The sequence below is a fragment of the Scleromatobacter humisilvae genome, assembly GCF_023231945.1.
In the GTDB taxonomy this organism is placed as follows: Bacteria; Pseudomonadota; Gammaproteobacteria; order Burkholderiales; family Burkholderiaceae_C; genus Scleromatobacter; species Scleromatobacter humisilvae.
This window is the reverse complement of sequence record NZ_JAJLJH010000004.1, coordinates 46,205-61,200: the sequence shown is the minus strand read 5'-3', so window position 1 is coordinate 61,200 and position 14,996 is coordinate 46,205. Positions and strand designations below refer to the sequence as shown.

General features: G+C 70.5%; 14 protein-coding genes. 8 read left to right on the top strand and 6 right to left on the bottom strand.

All coding sequences use genetic code 11. The features are described 5' to 3' along the window. Positions 1-70: 70 nt before the first annotated feature. Positions 71-628, bottom strand: a complete 558-nt coding sequence (locus LPC04_RS16005; RefSeq protein ID WP_275683257.1) for a phasin family protein — start codon at positions 626-628, stop codon at positions 71-73. Between the two features lie 179 nt (positions 629-807). On the opposite strand from LPC04_RS16005, the gene LPC04_RS16000 reads away from it, so the two are divergent. Genes LPC04_RS16000 through LPC04_RS15985 form a run of 4 tightly spaced genes read left to right on the top strand, consistent with a single transcriptional unit; the run spans position 808 to position 3,951 of the window. Next, on the top strand, positions 808-1,761 hold the full coding sequence (locus LPC04_RS16000; RefSeq protein ID WP_275683256.1) for a histone deacetylase family protein: 954 nt from the start codon (positions 808-810) through the stop codon (positions 1,759-1,761). A gap of 23 nt (positions 1,762-1,784) precedes the next feature. After that, positions 1,785-2,261, top strand: a complete 477-nt coding sequence (locus tag LPC04_RS15995; protein ID WP_275683255.1) for an acyl-CoA thioesterase — start codon at positions 1,785-1,787, stop codon at positions 2,259-2,261. Further along, complete coding sequence (locus LPC04_RS15990) at positions 2,258-2,962, top strand: nitroreductase (protein WP_275683254.1); 705 nt, start codon at positions 2,258-2,260, stop codon at positions 2,960-2,962. The genes LPC04_RS15995 and LPC04_RS15990 overlap by 4 nt, the downstream gene beginning before the upstream one ends. After that, positions 2,959-3,951: a 2-hydroxyacid dehydrogenase gene (locus LPC04_RS15985; RefSeq protein WP_275683253.1), complete on the top strand. Its 993-nt coding sequence runs from the start codon at positions 2,959-2,961 to the stop codon at positions 3,949-3,951. The genes LPC04_RS15990 and LPC04_RS15985 overlap by 4 nt, the downstream gene beginning before the upstream one ends. A 76-nt stretch (positions 3,952-4,027) precedes the next feature. On the opposite strand, the gene LPC04_RS15980 is transcribed toward LPC04_RS15985, so the two are convergent. Then, the gene (locus LPC04_RS15980) at positions 4,028-6,226 is read right to left on the bottom strand and encodes a sodium-translocating pyrophosphatase (RefSeq protein WP_275683252.1); all 2,199 of its coding nucleotides are present in this window, start codon (positions 6,224-6,226) and stop codon (positions 4,028-4,030) included. A 236-nt stretch (positions 6,227-6,462) separates the two neighbouring features. Here LPC04_RS15980 and ppa point away from each other — a divergent pair, with 236 nt between their 5' ends. Next, a complete protein-coding gene (ppa, locus tag LPC04_RS15975; RefSeq protein ID WP_275683251.1) occupies positions 6,463-7,014 on the top strand; it encodes an inorganic diphosphatase in 552 nt (183 codons plus the stop codon). A gap of 197 nt (positions 7,015-7,211) precedes the next feature. Here the strand turns inward: ppa and LPC04_RS15970 are convergent, their stop codons facing one another. Together LPC04_RS15970 and LPC04_RS15965 are read right to left on the bottom strand one after the other, a co-directional pair. Next, positions 7,212-9,611, bottom strand: coding sequence for an ABC transporter permease (locus LPC04_RS15970; RefSeq protein ID WP_275683250.1), 2,400 nt, complete (start codon positions 9,609-9,611; stop codon positions 7,212-7,214). After that, positions 9,608-10,342, bottom strand: a complete 735-nt coding sequence (locus LPC04_RS15965) for an ABC transporter ATP-binding protein (RefSeq protein ID WP_275683249.1) — start codon at positions 10,340-10,342, stop codon at positions 9,608-9,610. The genes LPC04_RS15970 and LPC04_RS15965 overlap by 4 nt, the downstream gene beginning before the upstream one ends. A gap of 129 nt (positions 10,343-10,471) precedes the next feature. On the opposite strand from LPC04_RS15965, the gene LPC04_RS15960 reads away from it, so the two are divergent. Further along, entirely contained in the window at positions 10,472-11,053 is a 582-nt protein-coding gene (locus LPC04_RS15960; protein ID WP_275683248.1) for a TetR/AcrR family transcriptional regulator, read from the top strand. Here LPC04_RS15960 and LPC04_RS15955 read toward each other — a convergent pair. Then, a complete protein-coding gene (locus LPC04_RS15955; protein ID WP_420854732.1) occupies positions 11,040-12,242 on the bottom strand; it encodes a GNAT family N-acetyltransferase in 1,203 nt (400 codons plus the stop codon). The genes LPC04_RS15960 and LPC04_RS15955 overlap by 14 nt on opposite strands. A 14-nt stretch (positions 12,243-12,256) precedes the next feature. Here LPC04_RS15955 and LPC04_RS15950 point away from each other — a divergent pair, with 14 nt between their 5' ends. Both LPC04_RS15950 and LPC04_RS15945 read left to right on the top strand, forming a co-directional pair. Then, positions 12,257-13,993 carry an NAD+ synthase gene (locus tag LPC04_RS15950; RefSeq protein ID WP_275683247.1) on the top strand — a complete coding sequence of 579 codons (1,737 nt, stop codon included), beginning with the start codon at positions 12,257-12,259 and terminating at the stop codon, positions 13,991-13,993. A gap of 39 nt (positions 13,994-14,032) precedes the next feature. Further along, the gene (locus LPC04_RS15945) at positions 14,033-14,371 is read left to right on the top strand and encodes a P-II family nitrogen regulator (RefSeq protein ID WP_275683246.1); all 339 of its coding nucleotides are present in this window, start codon (positions 14,033-14,035) and stop codon (positions 14,369-14,371) included. A gap of 1 nt (position 14,372) precedes the next feature. Here LPC04_RS15945 and LPC04_RS15940 read toward each other — a convergent pair whose 3' ends face one another. Further along, a complete protein-coding gene (locus LPC04_RS15940; RefSeq protein WP_275683245.1) occupies positions 14,373-14,951 on the bottom strand; it encodes an LOG family protein in 579 nt (192 codons plus the stop codon). Positions 14,952-14,996 lie beyond the last annotated feature (45 nt).

Genomic DNA, 14,996 nt, shown 5'->3' with positions numbered 1-14,996 from the left:
ATGCCGCATTCACCGGCCCCATGAAAAAACCCGGCCGAGGCCGGGTTTTCAGAAGTGCGTCCTGAAAGGATCAGACCGACGTCTTCTTGGCAGCCTTGGTGGTGGTCTGCGTGGCCTTGACGGCCGTGTTGGTCAGCGTCTGGAAGTTGGCTTCCGCGACGTCGGCAGCCTGCTTGGTGGCCTTCTGCACGCTTTCCATCGCGTTGGTGGCGGCGGCGATGGCCGACTTCACCAGGGCAGCGGCGGACTCGGTGCCGGCCGGGGCGTTCTTGACGGCGCTGTCGACGGCACCATTGAACTTGGCCTGGGCGGACGCGACCTGCGCTTCGGCGACCTTGGAGACTTCGGCGTTGGTGGACGCGGCGATGTCGTACAGGTGGCGGCCGTAGGCGGCGGCCTTTTCGGCGGCCGGTTGCAGCAGGCCGGCTTGCAGGGCGAGCAGTTCCTGGGCATCCTTGACGCCGAGGCTGGCGGTGGCCGTCGCCTGGACTTCGGTCATCGAGGCCTTGGCGACCTGCAGGTTGAGTTCGACGAGCTTCTCGACGCCTTCGAAGGCCTTGTTGGTCAGGTCGAACAGCGTTTCGAGGTTGGCCTTCTGGGCGGCGACGAGTTGTTCAGCGGTCAGCATGGGTGGGATCTCCTGGGTTTCGTAGTGGAAAACAGGGTTGCAGCGCTTCGCAAACTCGTTTGCTGCAGTGCAACATGAAGCCTAGTATAGGGCGGCGTCAGGCTTTTGCAAGCGCTCTTGCTGCAGCGCAGCATCCTTTAGGGGCATCCCTCCAACAGTCACCGTTTGTACACCTGCCCGTGATTGCTTTCCACTTCGACCCGCACATTCTTCCGCTGCCGCCGGGGCACCGTTTTCCCATCGGCAAGTACGGTCTTCTGCGCCGTCGCGTCGAGGCCGAACCGCGCGGCATCGAGCTGCGGATCGCCGGCCCGGCCAGCGAGGGCGAGCTCGCGCTGGCGCATGACCCCGACTACATCGCCGACGTGCTGGCCGGCACGCTGAGCGCGGCGCGCCAGCGCGAGATCGGTTTCGAGTGGACGCCCGCGCTGGCCACGCGGGCGGTCTGGTCGGTGGGCGCGACGATCGCCGCCGCGCGCATGGCGCTGTCCGACGGTCCGGACGGCGGGGTCAGCGCCAGCCTGGGCGGCGGCACGCACCACGCCAACGCGACGCAGGGCTCGGGCTACTGCGTGTTCAACGACGTGGCCGTGGCCGCTCGGCTGATGCAGGCCGAATGGCACCGGCGCCACCGCGCGCTGCTGCAGGTGGGCGTGATCGACCTCGACGTTCACCAGGGCAACGGCACCGCGGCGATCTTCGCGGACGACGACACGGTGTTCACGTTCTCGATGCACGGCGAGCGCAACTTCCCGTTCCGCAAGTCGCCCAGCGACCTCGACGTTGGCCTGCCCGACGGCTGCACCGACGACGTCTACCTGGCGGCGCTGCGTCCGGCACTCGACGAGGTCTGGCGGCGAATGGCCGCGCGGCCGCCCGGCCTGGTCTTCTACGTCGCCGGCGCCGATCCGCACGAAGGCGACCGGCTGGGCCGCCTGAAGCTGACGACCGGCGGCCTGGCCGCACGCGACGAGATCGTGCTGCGGGCGCTGGCCGAGCGCGGCATCCCGGCCGTGGTGCTGATGGCCGGCGGCTACGGCCATGACGTCGAGACGACGGTGGAAGTGCACCTGCAGACGCTGCGCATCGCCGAGCGCGCGCAGTCGGCATGGGCCCACGTCAGCGCCGTGTGAGTCTCGTCGCTCACAATGATGCGATGAGCAGCAACGAACCGTCGCGCCGCGGCCCCGAGCCGCGCGGCGCCTACGCGGCCTTCCGGCCCATCACCACGCGCTGGATGGACAACGACGTCTACGGCCACGTCAACAACGTCGTCTACTACAGCTTCTTCGACACGGCCGTCAACGGCCTGCTGATGGACGCCGGCGTGCTCGACATCCACCAGGGCGAGGTGATCGGCCTCGTCGTCGAGACGCAGTGCAACTACTTCGCGCCGATCGCGTTCCCGCAGCCGGTCGCCGCAGGGGTGCGTGTCGCGCATCTCGGGCGGTCAAGCGTGCGCTACGAGATCGGCCTCTTCGCCGACGGCGCGCCCGACAGCGCCGCCGCCGGCCATTTCGTCCATGTCTACGTCGACCGCGCCACGCGGCGGCCGGTGCCGCTGCCCGAGCCGTTGAAGGCGGTGCTGAAGTCGTGGATCGTCAACCCGACCCAAGGAACACAACCCCGATGAGCGAGCTTCCCAAGAGCGATGGACAGGCGGCCGTCGATGCGGCCATCACCTCGCGGCGCTCCATCCGCGCCTTCCTGCCGACGCCCATTCCGGAGGCGACGATCCGCGAGATCCTCGAGGTCGCGACGCGCGCGCCGTCCGGCACCAACATCCAGCCGTGGAAGGTGCACGTGCTGACCGGCGCGGCGCGCCAGCGCCTCAGCGACGCGATCAAGACGGTCTACGACGATCCGGCCGAGCGCGTGCAGCACACCGAGGAATACGACTACTACCCGCGCGAGTGGGTGTCGCCCTACATCGACCGCCGCCGCAAGATCGGCTGGGACCTGTACGGCCTGCTGGAGATCGGCAAGACCGACAAGGACAAGATGCACGCGCAGCACGGTCGCAACTACGCGTTCTTCGACGCGCCGGTCGGCTTGATCTTCACGATCGACCGCATCCTGGCGCAGGGCAGCTGGCTGGACTACGGCATGTTCCTCGAGAACATCATGGTCGCGGCGCGCGGCCGCGGCCTCGACACCTGCCCGCAGGCCGCGTTCACGCAGTTCCACCGCGTGATCAAGCGCGAGCTGCAACTGGGCGATCACGAGATGGTGGTCTGCGGGATGGCGCTCGGCGTCGCCGACCCGGACGCCGTCGCCAACCGATTGACCACCGCACGCGCCAGCGTCGACGAATTCGCGAAGTTCCACTCATGAGATCAACCACCGTCTTCATCGCCCGGCCGGTCTTTCCCGACATCATCGACCGCCTGCGTCCGCACTTCGACGTGCGCACGCACGACGGCGAGGCGCCGCTGTCGCAGCCCGAGCTGATCGCCGCGCTGCAAGGCTGCGCCGGCGTGTTCATCACCGGCAGCGAGAAGATCGACGCGACGCTGCTCGACGCCTGCCCGCGGCTGAAGGCCGTCTGCACGATGGCCGTCGGCTACAACAACGTCGACGTGCCGGCGTGCACGGCGCGCGGCGTGGTCGTCACCAACGCGCCGGGCGTGCTCACCGAGACCACGGCGGACTTCGGCTTCGCGCTGATGATGGCCACCGCGCGCCGCATCTCCGAGAGCGAACGCTTCCTGCGCGAGGGAAAGTGGAAGCACTGGGGCGTGGACATGTTCGCCGGCGGCGACGTGCATGGCGCGACGCTGGGCATCCTCGGCATGGGTCGCATCGGCCAGGCGATCGCGAAGCGCGGGCATGGCGGCTTCGACATGAAGGTCGCGTATCACAACCGCAGCCACCTCGCGCCCGACGTCGAGGCCTCGCTGGGCGCGACGTGGATGGCGCTGCCGGACCTGCTGCGCGCGGTCGATCACCTGGTCATCGTCACGCCGTACACGCCCGAGACGCACCACCTCATCGGCGCCGGGCAGATCGAGCTGATGAAGCCGACGGCGACGCTGACCAACATCGCGCGCGGCGGCGTGGTCGACGACGCGGCGCTGGCCGAGGCCTTGGCTGCGGGCACGATCGCGGCGGCCGGGCTGGATGTCTTCGAAGGCGAGCCGACGGTGCATCCCGCGCTGCTCGCGCTGCGCAACGCCGTGCTGACGCCGCACATCGCGAGCGCCAGCGTGCCGACGCGGCGCGCGATGGCCAACCTGGCCGTGGACAACCTGCTGGCGGCGCTCGGCGCCGGGCCGGATGCGGGCAGGCCGCCGACGGCATTGAATCCCGAGGTGCTCGGCTAGACGAGGCAGGGCGCCATGAAAAAAGGCCGGCGATGCCGGCCTGTCGCGTTGCGCGCGCGTGACGCGCGCGAGGCCCTTACGGCGCCGAAGCCGCGGAGGCCGGCATGTCGGCCGACGGCGACGACGCGCTGACGCCCGACATCGACGGCAGCGGCGACGCGATCGGCGTCGGCGGGATGTCCGACGCGGCCGGGGCGACCACGGCCGCGGGCTCGGTGGCAGCCGACGTCGCCGCCGTGATCGGCAGCAGCGGCACGATCAGCAGCGCCACGATGTTGATGATCTTGATCAGCGGGTTGACGGCCGGGCCCGCGGTGTCCTTGTACGGGTCGCCGACGGTGTCGCCGGTGACCGCGGCCTTGTGGGCCTCGCTGCCCTTGCCGCCGAAGTGGCCGTCCTCGATGTACTTCTTGGCGTTGTCCCACGCGCCGCCGCCCGTGCACATCGAGATGGCGACGAACAGGCCGGTGACGATGGTGCCCATCAGCAGGCCGCCGAGTGCGGCCGGCCCGAGCAGCATGCCCACCAGCACCGGCGCCACGACCGGCAGCAGCGACGGCACGATCATCTCCTTGATGGCGGCGGTGGTCAGCATGTCGACCGCCTTGCCGTACTCGGGCTTGCCCGAACCGTCCATGATGCCCTTGATGTCGCGGAACTGGCGGCGCACTTCCTCGACCACCGCCCCCGCGGCGCGACCCACCGCCTCCATCGCCATGGCGCCGAACAGGTAGGGGATCATGCCGCCGATGAACAGGCCGATGATCACGTGGAAGTCCGACAGGTCGAACGTGACGTGCATGCCGCGGCCTTCGAGGCCGTGCGTGTAGTCGGCGAACAGCACCAGTGCGGCGAGGCCGGCCGAGCCGATCGCGTAGCCCTTGGTGACGGCCTTGGTCGTGTTGCCGACGGCGTCCAGCGGATCGGTGACGTCGCGCACGCTGTCGGGCAGCTCGGCCATCTCCGCGATGCCGCCGGCGTTGTCGGTGATCGGGCCGTAGGCGTCGAGCGCGACGACGATGCCGGCCATGCTCAGCATCGCCGTGGCGGCCACCGCGATGCCGTAGAGGCCGGCCAGCGAGTACGACACGTAGATCGCGATGCACACCAGCAGCACCGGGTAGGCGGTCGACTTCATCGACACGCCCAGGCCCGCGATGATGTTGGTGCCGTGGCCCGTGGTCGACGCCTTGGCGACGTGCTGCACCGGGCCGTACTGCGTGCCGGTGTAGTACTCGGTGATCCACACCAGCAAGCCCGTGAGCACGAGGCCCACCGCGCAGGCGCCGAACAGGCGCATCTGCGTGCCGGCGCCGAGCGCGTCGTCGGCCATCACGGCCTTGGTGACGAACCAGAATGCGATCAGCGACAGCACGCCGGCGACCGCCAGGCCCTTGTACAGCGCGGGCATCACGTTCTTCATGCCCGGCGACGCCTTGACCGCGAAGCAGCCGATGATGGACGCGATGATCGATACCCCACCCAGCATCAGCGGATAGACCACCGCCGACAGCGCGGAGCCGCTCATCAGCAGCGCGCCCAGCGTCATCGTGGCGATCAGCGTGACGGCGTAGGTCTCGAACAGGTCGGCGGCCATGCCGGCGCAGTCGCCGACGTTGTCGCCCACGTTGTCGGCGATCACGGCCGGGTTGCGCGGGTCGTCCTCGGGGATGCCGGCCTCGACCTTGCCCACCAGGTCGGCGCCGACGTCGGCGCCCTTGGTGAAGATGCCGCCGCCCAGGCGCGCGAAGATCGAGATCAGGGACGAGCCGAACGCGAAGCCCAGCAACGGCTTGAGCGTGGCCGGGTCGGCCGCGGTGCCTCCGCTGATGAACCAGTAGAACAGGCCAACACCCAGCAGCCCGAGCCCGACGACCAGCATGCCGGTGATGGCGCCACCCTTGAACGCGACGTTGAGCGCCGGGCCGATGCCGTTGGTGGCCGCCTGCGCGGTGCGCACGTTGGCCCGCACCGACACGTTCATGCCGATGAAGCCGCAGGCGCCGGACAGCACCGCGCCGAGCACGTAGCCGCCGGCCGTCTTGGCGCCGAGGAAGAAGAAGATGACGATGGCGAGCACGACGCCGACGATGGCGATGGTGCGGTACTGGCGTGAGAGATAGGCCGCGGCCCCTTGTTGAATGGCGGCCGCGATCTCCTGCATGCGGGCGTTGCCCGCATCCTGCTTCAGGATCCAGGCACGCTGGATGAACCCGTAGAGCACGGCCACGAGGCCGCAGGCGAGCGCGATTTCCAGCGCCAGAGTCGTTGACATCAAGAGTAGTCTCCTTCCGTTGTGGGGGTCGGACTCGCCTCACTGCGTGGTTCGGCACATCTTCTTCAGGTCAAGCAGCAGCAAGGCAGCCGGACGATCCTAGCGGCGCGTCCCCGCGCTTCGACATGGTGTTTTCCTCCGGATCGGCGCCGCCACGTTCGTGGGCGCCGGACGAGGCCCTTCTGCACAGCCCGTAGAATGCGGGTATTCCCGAGAACCTGACTTCAGAGCACCCCATGAGCCTTCATCTCGTCTCCCCCGGCGCCAAGGCGCCCGAAGAATTCAACGTCATCATCGAGATCCCGATGAACGCGGACCCGATCAAGTACGAAGTGGACAAGGCCAGCGGCGCGCTGTTCGTCGACCGCTTCATGACCACGGCGATGCACTACCCGTGCAACTACGGCTATGTGCCCAAGACGCTGTCGGACGACGGCGACCCGGTCGACGTGCTCGTGATCACGCCGTTCCCGCTGACGCCGGGCGTGGTCGTCACGTGCCGCGCCATCGGCGTGCTGATGATGGACGACGAGGCCGGCGGCGACGCCAAGCTGCTCGCCGTGCCCACCACGAAGATCCTGCCGATCTACGACCACTGGCAGAAGCCCGAGGACATCAACCAGATGCGCCTGAAGGCGATCCAGCACTTCTTCGAGCACTACAAGGACCTCGAGCCCAACAAGTGGGTCAAGGTCAAGGGCTGGGAAGGCCCCGAGGCCGCCAAGGCCGAGATCACCAACGGCATGAAGGCCTACGAGGCCGAGCTGGCGAAGAAGGCCGGCCAGTAAGCCGGCCCGGATCCGAAGACGAAGCCCTCCTCGCGAGGGCTTTTTTCATGGCATGCCGTGCAGGCGCTTGATCGCGCCGACCAGGTCGACCTCGTAGAGCGCGACGGTCGCGACGGCGACGATGGCCAGCACCACCAGGGTGCGCAGGAGGCGGGACTTGTTCATGGGAACTCCGTTGGACAGTTGAAGGAACCGGGTCAGGCGAGCGCCAGCGACTGGCGCACCGTCCAGCGCGAAGCGCGCAGGGCCGGCGCGAGGCTCGCGACGACGGCGCCAGCCAGCAGCGCCGCGAGCAGCGTCGCGACCGACGAACCCGCCAGCCGCGGCGCGAGATCCTGGGCCGAGATCGACGCCAGCACGCGTCCGACGACGGCCGACAGCGGCAGCGACAGACCCACCGCCAGCGCCCAGCTCGCGGCGCCGATGACGACGCCCTCGGCCAGCACGACCCGCAGCACGAGGCCGCGGCTCGCGCCGAGCGCGCGCATCACGCCGAACTCGCGCGTGCGCTCCACCGTCGCCACCGACAGCGCGGAGGCCAGCCCCAGCAGGCCGACGAGCGCCATCAGCAGCGCGATGAAGCCGAGCGCGGCGACGAGGATCGCGACGTGCCCGCCCTGGGCCGCGGCGAAGCGGTCCGCGGTGATCGCGGCGCGCACGACGAGGCCGTCGCGCGCCAGCGCCTGCGTGATGGCGGCGAGCGCCTTGTCGGCGCCGACGCGCTCGCGCAAGGCGATGCGCAGGGTCGAGACGCCGCCGGTGCCGCCGCTGGCGCGCTCGAAGGCCGAGGGCGCGACGTAGGCGGCGCCGGGCGTCAGCGTCTCGTCGATCACGCCGGCGAGCCGCCAGCGCGACTCGCGGTGGTTGACCGTGAGCGTGATGTCGTCGCCGACGCGCGCGCCGGCGAAGGCGCCCGAACGGGCGCTGGTGTTGAGGACGACGGCATCGTCGTCGCCGTCGCGCAGCCAGCGGCCTTCGATGGCGCGCGGCGAGATCATCGCCGTCGCGGGCGGCGCCGCGCGCAGCGTGAAGCCGCCGTGACCGCCGTCCGGGTACGTGTACACGACGTCGACGCCGCCACCGGCAATGGACACCTCCGACGTGCCGTTCCACGGCTCCACCGCCTGCACGATGGGCAGCGCGCGCAGCCGCTCGGCGATGCGCTCCCACGGCGCGGGCGTGCGCAGGGCCAGCTCGATGTCCCAGCGGCGCTGCTTTGCGGCGAGCGCGACGTCGTCCGTCCATGCGGTGCGCAGCGCCAGGCTGGTCTCCAGCATCGCGCCGGCCGCGCCCAGCAGCGCCAGCGTGAGCACCAGGCGCGTGCGGCGGCGCAGGCTGTTGCGCAGCGCGAGCGTGAGGGCGATGTCGCCGGTGCCGATGCGCGCGGCCCAGCGGGCGAGGCGCGAGGTCTCGTTGGCGGCGCCGTGGTCGTCGAGCGCGTCGCGCACGCCGCGCCTCGCGGCGGCGAGCACCGGCCACAGCGCGGCGAGCAGCGGCAGGGCAACGCCGGGCACCGCTAGCAGCGCCAGCAACTCGCGCGGCGGCGCGGCGTCCTGCAGGCGCAGGTTGAGCAGCTGCGAGATCGCGCGGACGAAGGCGTCGGCGGCCAGCATGCCCAGCGGCAGGCCGATCGCCGTGGCGAGCAGGCCCAGCAGCGCGACCAGCGCCAGCGTCGGCACGGCCACCTGGTGCGTGCGCGCGCCGATCGCCTTCATGATCGCGATCTGCCGCACCTGCTGCGCCAGCCAGCCGCCGATGACGGTGGCGCACAGCACCGCGCCCAGCACGAGCGCGAGGGCGCTGAAGCCGGTGAGCATCGTCAGGATCGCGTCCATCTGCGACTGGTGCGGATGGCGCCCCGGCGGCGGGATGCGGATCTGTTCGACCGTGGCGCCGCGCGTCGCGAGCCAGGCCGCGAGGGCGCGCGTCGTGCGCTCGATCGCGGCGGCATTGCCGGCGTCGTGCGCAACCACCACCTTCAGCAGGTTCAGCGGCACGCGTTCGCCGAGCCCCGCCAGCGTGCGGGGCGTGACGTAGCCGTAGACCGTCTGTTCCTGGCCCGCGGGCGCGACGCCGGGATCGTGGACGGTGCCCGCGATCGTGACGCTGCGACGTCCCGCGCCGGGCAGCTCGATCGTGATCGCGGCGCCGATCGCACGGCGCGTGAGCGGCAGCGCGCTGCGCTCGACGAGCAGCGTGCCGTCGGCGGGCGGCCACGCCCCGGCCTCGGGGTGGACGGCGTTGATGGCCGATGTGGCGAGGTCGGGCACGACGAACATCAGCAGCGGCGCCCACTCGCCGGGCGCGAGCTCGACGCGGCCGCGCAGCGTGGCGGCGAGGTCCGCCTGCGCGATGTCGGGACGCTGGCGCACGGCAGCCAGCCACGTCGCGTCGGGCTCGGTGGCCAGTTCCAGCTGCGCCGACGCGGGGTTCGAGCCGCGGTAGCTGCGCGGCACCTCGCGCATCAGCACGGCGCTCGCGATGGCCATGGTCGCGAGCGCGGCCACGCTGGCGGCGATCGCGGCGACGATCAGCGCGAGGCGCCCGCGCGCGGCCACGGCGTCGCGCCACAGCTTGATCCGACGCGGCGCGATCACGCCTGCGCCTCCGCCAGCGCGCGCGCGCGAGGCGCGCCCGTGTCCGCGCGCACGCGGCCGTCGCGCAGCGTGACGGTGCGCGTGAAGAAGCGGCCCAGTTCTCGCTCGTGCGTCACCACGATCACGGTCTTGCCCTCGCGCGCCAGCGCGGCCAGCAGCCCCATCACCTCGAGCGCGGTGGCCGAGTCGAGGTTGCCGGTGGGCTCGTCGGCGACGATCAGCGCCGGGTCGTTGGCCAGCGCGCGCGCGATCGCGGCGCGCTGCTGCTGTCCGCCGGACAGCGCGGCCGGCAGCTTGTCGGCCTGGTCGGCGATGCGCAGGCGTTCCAGCAGCGCGAGCGCGCGCGGGCGGCGCTCGCGGCGAGGGAACGTCGCGCGGAAGTCCATCGGCAGCATCACGTTCTCGGCGATCGTGAGCGTGGGCAGCAGCTGGAAGAACTGGAACACGATGCCGACGCGGCGTCCGCGCCAGGCGGCGAGCGCGTCCTGCGACATCGCGTGCAGCGGCTGGCCGTCGACCACGACTTCGCCCTGGGTCGGCTGCTCGATGCCCGTCAGCAGGTGGGCGAGCGTCGTCTTGCCGCTGCCGGACGGCCCGACGACGGCGACGCACTCGCCGGCCTGGACATCGAGGTCGACCTGGTCGAGCGCGCAGAACGGACCGGCGGCGGTGGCGTGGCGACGGGTCGCGCCGCGCAGGCGGACGAGGGCGGGGATCTCCGGATTCGGCATGGGATGGGCGATTGCGATGTGGCGAGAAGCCGAACATACTGTTCGACATTGCGCGATGCCCGAACAGGGCGCGCACCGTCGTTCACTACCGAACAGATCGCTGGCGATCGTTCGGCAAACCCTGCTGCCGTGACCGTTGAAACCACTCTGGATCGCCGCGCGGCCCGCTCGCGCGACCTGTTGCTCGATGCCCTGCGCGAGCTGATGTGCGAGCGCGGCTTCGAGCGCCTGACCACGCAGAACATCATCGACCGGGCGGGCGTGGGGCGGGCCACGTTCTACGCGCACTTCGACAACAAGGAGGAGCTGCTGGCCGCCAGCGTCGGGCGCCTGCGCACCTGGCTGGAGGCCATGCGGGAGCGCTATCCGGCGCAGCCGTTCGCGTTCATGCTGCCGTTCTTCGACCACCTGACCAGCCACCGCGCGTTGTATCGCACGACGTTCGAGCGCGAGAGCGAGGTCTCCGTCGAGCGGCTGATCCGCGCGATGATGCGCGAGCTGGTGCGCGCCGAGCTGCTTGCCCAGCGCACCGCGCGGCAGGACGATGCGGCCATCGAGCTGGCGACGCAGTTCGTGGTGAGCACGTTCTGGTCGGTGACCGTGTGGTGGATGAGCGGCGCCGGCGGACAGCGAAGCCCCGCGGAAGTCAACGCGATCTTCCTGCGCCTGGCGCAGCCCGGGCTGGAGCTCGCGCTGTCTACGACGGCTTGAACGGCGAGCGGTCGTCGAGCTCGCTGAGGTACTCGTCGATCGCGCCGCTCTCCTGCTTCAGGTGCGAGCCGATCGCGCGCGCGAACTCGGGCTCGGCGATCCAGTGCGCCGACTGCGTGCGCGCCGGCATCAGGCCGCGCGCCATCTTGTGCTCGCCCTGCGCGCCGCCCTCGAAACGGCGGAAGCGGTTCTCGATGCACCACTGCAGCGGCTGGTAGTAGCAAGCCTCGAAGTGCACGTAGGGAATCGACTCGAGTGCGCCCCAGTAGCGGCCGAAGGCGGCGCCCTCGGCGCGATCGATCGCGATCAGCGAGCACGCCACGCGCTTGCCGCCGCGCGAGGCGACGAACATCACCCAGTGGTCGGCCATCGTGTCCTGCATGCGCGCGAAGAAGTCGCGCGTGAGGTAGGGCGTCGAGAAGTGCTCGGCGTAGGTCTGGCGGTAGCAGGCGTGGAAGAAGTCCCAGTCGGCCCTCGTCATCTGCGCGCCTTCCAGCGTCTCGAACGTGACGCCGGCCTCGCCGACGCGGCGGCGCTCCTGCGAGATCTTCTTGCGCTTGTCGCGCTGCAGGCTGGCGAGGAAATCGGCGAAGTCGGCGTAGGGCAGCACGATGGGCGCGGTCGTGTCGGCGACGGGTGCGACGTCGTGGCGGTTGTGCCAGTGGAACTGCACGCCCTGGCGCATCATCCAGCCGTTGGCGCGCGCGGCGTCGTAGTCGGCATCGTCGCCGAACAGCAGGTGCACCGACGAGCAGTCCGTCTCGCGCGCCAGCGCGCCGAGCGCGCGCAGCAGCAGGGCGCGCGCGGGCGCGTCACGCGCGAGAAGGCGCGAGCCCGGCACCGGCGTGAACGGCACCGCCACCAGCAGCTTCGGGTAGTACGGGACCCCGTATCGGCGGTACGCATCGGCCCAGGCCCAGTCGAACACGTACTCGCCGTACGAATGCGTCTTCAGGTAGGCGGCCGCGGCGGCCACCAGCGCGCCGCCCTCGTGCTCGCGCACGGTCAGCGTCGCCGGCTCCCAGCCGGTGTCGCCGCCGACGCTGCCGGACGTCTCCATCGCGCGCAGGTAGGCGTGGCGCATGAACGGCGTCGGCTGGGCCTGGGCGGACAGCAGCGCGTCCCACTCGGCCTCCCCGACGGCGCCCACGCCCGGGTGGACCTCGATGACATAATTGTTTTCAGTCAACGCGCTTCCAGTCCATGTCCGAGCCAGATTCCGTGCGGGTCGCACTGCTTCAGATCAACCCGACCGTGGGCGACCTCGACGGCAACGCGCGGCGCATCGCCGACGCGGCGCGCGCGGCCTGGCGGCAGGGCGCCCGCGTGGCGCTCGCACCCGAGCTGGGCCTGTGCGGCTATCCGCCCGAGGACCTGCTGCTGCGTCCGGCCTTCCTGAGTGCGAACGCCGCGGCGCTCGAGTCGCTCGCGCGCGCGCTGGCCGACTGCGACGGCCTCCATCTGGTCGTCGGGCATCCGTGGGATGGCGGGGCGGGCAGGCAGGCTCATGTCGATCACGAGGACGATCTTAGGTCGAAGTCCGTCAGCGTGCCGCGCGTGTTCAATGCGGCCTCGGTGCTGGCAGGGGGCCTCGTCGCGGCGACGTATTGCAAGCGCGAGCTGCCCAACTACCAGGTGTTCGACGAGCGCCGCTACTTCGTCTCGGGCCGCGACGCCGGGCTCGCGCCGGTCGTCTTCCAAGCCGGCGGCACGCGCTTCGGCGTGCTGATCTGCGAGGACGCCTGGTTCGACGAGCCGGCGCAGCTCGCGAAGGGCGCGGGCGCGGAGGTGCTGTGCGTGATCAACGCGTCGCCGTTCCACCTCGGCAAGCCGGCCGACCGGGAGGCGCAGATGGCGCATCGTGCACGGACGACGGGCCTGCCGCTGCTGTACGCGCACATGACGGGCGGCCAGGACGAGGTCGTCTTCGACGGCGGCTCGTTCGCGCTCGATGCGGACGGCGAGGTCGTCGCGCGCGCGGCGTTGTTCGAGTCGGCCACGCTGACGCTGGACGTCGCCGGCAGCAGGGCGCCGGTGCCCGCCCACGGCAGCACCGTCGTGCCGCTGCCCGAACTCGAGGCCCAGGGCTGGGCCGCGCTCGTCACCGGCGTGCGCGACTACATCGGCAAGAACGGATTCCCGAGCGTGATCATCGGTCTTTCGGGCGGCATCGATTCGGCGCTGGTGCTGGCCATCGCCGTCGACGCGCTGGGCCCCGACCGGGTGCGCACCGTGATGATGCAGTCGCCCTACACGGCCGACATCTCGTGGATCGACGCACGCGACATGGCCGGGCGTGTCGGCGTGCGCTACGACGAGATCGCCATCGCGCCGATGTTCGACGCCTTCCGCGGCGCGCTCGCGGGCCAGTTCGCCGGCCTGCCCGAGGACACGACGGAAGAGAACATCCAGGCCCGCGTGCGCGGCACGCTGCTGATGGCGCTGTCGAACAAGACCGGTGCCATCGTGCTGACCACCGGCAACAAGAGCGAGATGGCCACCGGTTACTGCACGCTCTACGGCGACATGGCGGGCGGCTTCGCGGTGATCAAGGACGTCGCCAAGACGCTGGTCTACCGCCTGGCCGAATGGAAGAACCGCCAGCCCACCGTGCGCGCGGACGGCAGCGTCGGCCCGGTGATCCCGGAGCGCATCATCACGCGCCCGCCGTCGGCCGAGCTGCGGCCCGACCAGACCGACCAGGACAGCCTGCCGCCCTACAAGGTGCTCGACGCGATCCTCGCGGCCTACATGGAAGAGAACGTCGCGATCGACGACATCGTCGCCGCGGGCTTCGAGCGCACCGATGTGGAGCGCGTCACGCGCCTCATCAAGGTGAACGAGTACAAGCGCCGGCAGTCGCCGGTGGGCATCCGCATCACGCACCGGGGCTTCGGACGTGACTGGCGGTACCCCATCACATCGCGCTTCCGTGCTTAAATCGATTCATCCCCTTTTCACGCAACACCGGAGCCCGCCATGAAACAGATCACCGCCATCATCAAGCCCTTCAAGCTCGAGGAAGTGCGCGAGGCGCTCGGCGAGGTCGGCGTGTCCGGCCTGACGGTCACCGAGGTCAAGGGCTTCGGCCGCCAGAAGGGCCACACGGAGCTGTATCGCGGCGCGGAGTACGTGGTCGACTTCCTGCCCAAGGTGAAGGTCGAGGTCGTGGTCAAGGATTCGGACGTCGAGCGGTCGATCGAGGCCATCGTCAAGGCGGCCAAGACCGGCAAGATCGGCGACGGGAAGATCTTCGTCACTGCCGTCGAACAGGTCGTGCGCATCCGCACCGGCGAGACGGACGAAGCCGCGGTCTGATTCAGATCAGGTTGAAGTTCTGCGAGGCAGGGCTGGCGGCGGCCTCGTCGCGCAGCGTCTGCAGCAGGCGCTCGGGATCGGTGTCCACGCGCAGCCGGGTCACCTGGGCCGCATCGACGAAGCCCGCGTCGCGCGTGTGCGCGAGCAGCTCCAGCAGCGGACGATAGAAGCCGGCGGTGTCCAGCAGCCCGATCGGGCGCGCGTGGTAGCCGAGTTGCTGCCAGGTCCAGGCCTCGAACAGTTCCTCCAGCGTGCCCAGGCCGCCGGGGAGCGCCACGAAGGCGTCGGCGGCCTGCGCCATCTGCAGCTTGCGCTCGTGCATCGTGTCGACGACGCGCAGTTCCTGGATGCCGCGATGGCCCAGCTCGCGGGCGACGAGCCGTTTCGGGATGATGCCCAGCACCTGGCCGCCGGCGGCCAGCGTGGCGTCCGCCACCTCGCCCATCAGGCCGGCGTGGCCGCCGCCGTAGACCAGCCGGTGGCCGCCTTGTCCGAGCGCGGTGCCGAGTGCGCGGGCGGCCTCGGCGTAGCGCGGATCGTTGCCGCTGCGCGAGCCGCAATAGACACAGAGTGAGAACATCGCCCGATTGTCGCCGCTGCCGATGGCACGCGTGCGACAGGGCGC

Excerpts from the sequence above, each read along its gene's own strand:
- LPC04_RS16005 (WP_275683257.1), bottom strand. The coding sequence starts at position 628 with ATGCTGACCGCTGAACAACTCGTCGCCGCCCAGAAGGCCAACCTCGAA.
- LPC04_RS15995 (WP_275683255.1), top strand. The coding sequence starts at position 1,785 with ATGAGCAGCAACGAACCGTCGCGCCGCGGCCCCGAGCCGCGCGGCGCC.
- LPC04_RS15990 (WP_275683254.1), top strand. The coding sequence starts at position 2,258 with ATGAGCGAGCTTCCCAAGAGCGATGGACAGGCGGCCGTCGATGCGGCC.
- LPC04_RS15985 (WP_275683253.1), top strand. The coding sequence starts at position 2,959 with ATGAGATCAACCACCGTCTTCATCGCCCGGCCGGTCTTTCCCGACATC.
- LPC04_RS15980 (WP_275683252.1), bottom strand. The coding sequence starts at position 6,226 with ATGTCAACGACTCTGGCGCTGGAAATCGCGCTCGCCTGCGGCCTCGTG.
- ppa (WP_275683251.1), top strand. The coding sequence starts at position 6,463 with ATGAGCCTTCATCTCGTCTCCCCCGGCGCCAAGGCGCCCGAAGAATTC.
- LPC04_RS15965 (WP_275683249.1), bottom strand. The coding sequence starts at position 10,342 with ATGCCGAATCCGGAGATCCCCGCCCTCGTCCGCCTGCGCGGCGCGACC.
- LPC04_RS15950 (WP_275683247.1), top strand. The coding sequence starts at position 12,257 with ATGTCCGAGCCAGATTCCGTGCGGGTCGCACTGCTTCAGATCAACCCG.
- LPC04_RS15945 (WP_275683246.1), top strand. The coding sequence starts at position 14,033 with ATGAAACAGATCACCGCCATCATCAAGCCCTTCAAGCTCGAGGAAGTG.
- LPC04_RS15940 (WP_275683245.1), bottom strand. The coding sequence starts at position 14,951 with ATGTTCTCACTCTGTGTCTATTGCGGCTCGCGCAGCGGCAACGATCCG.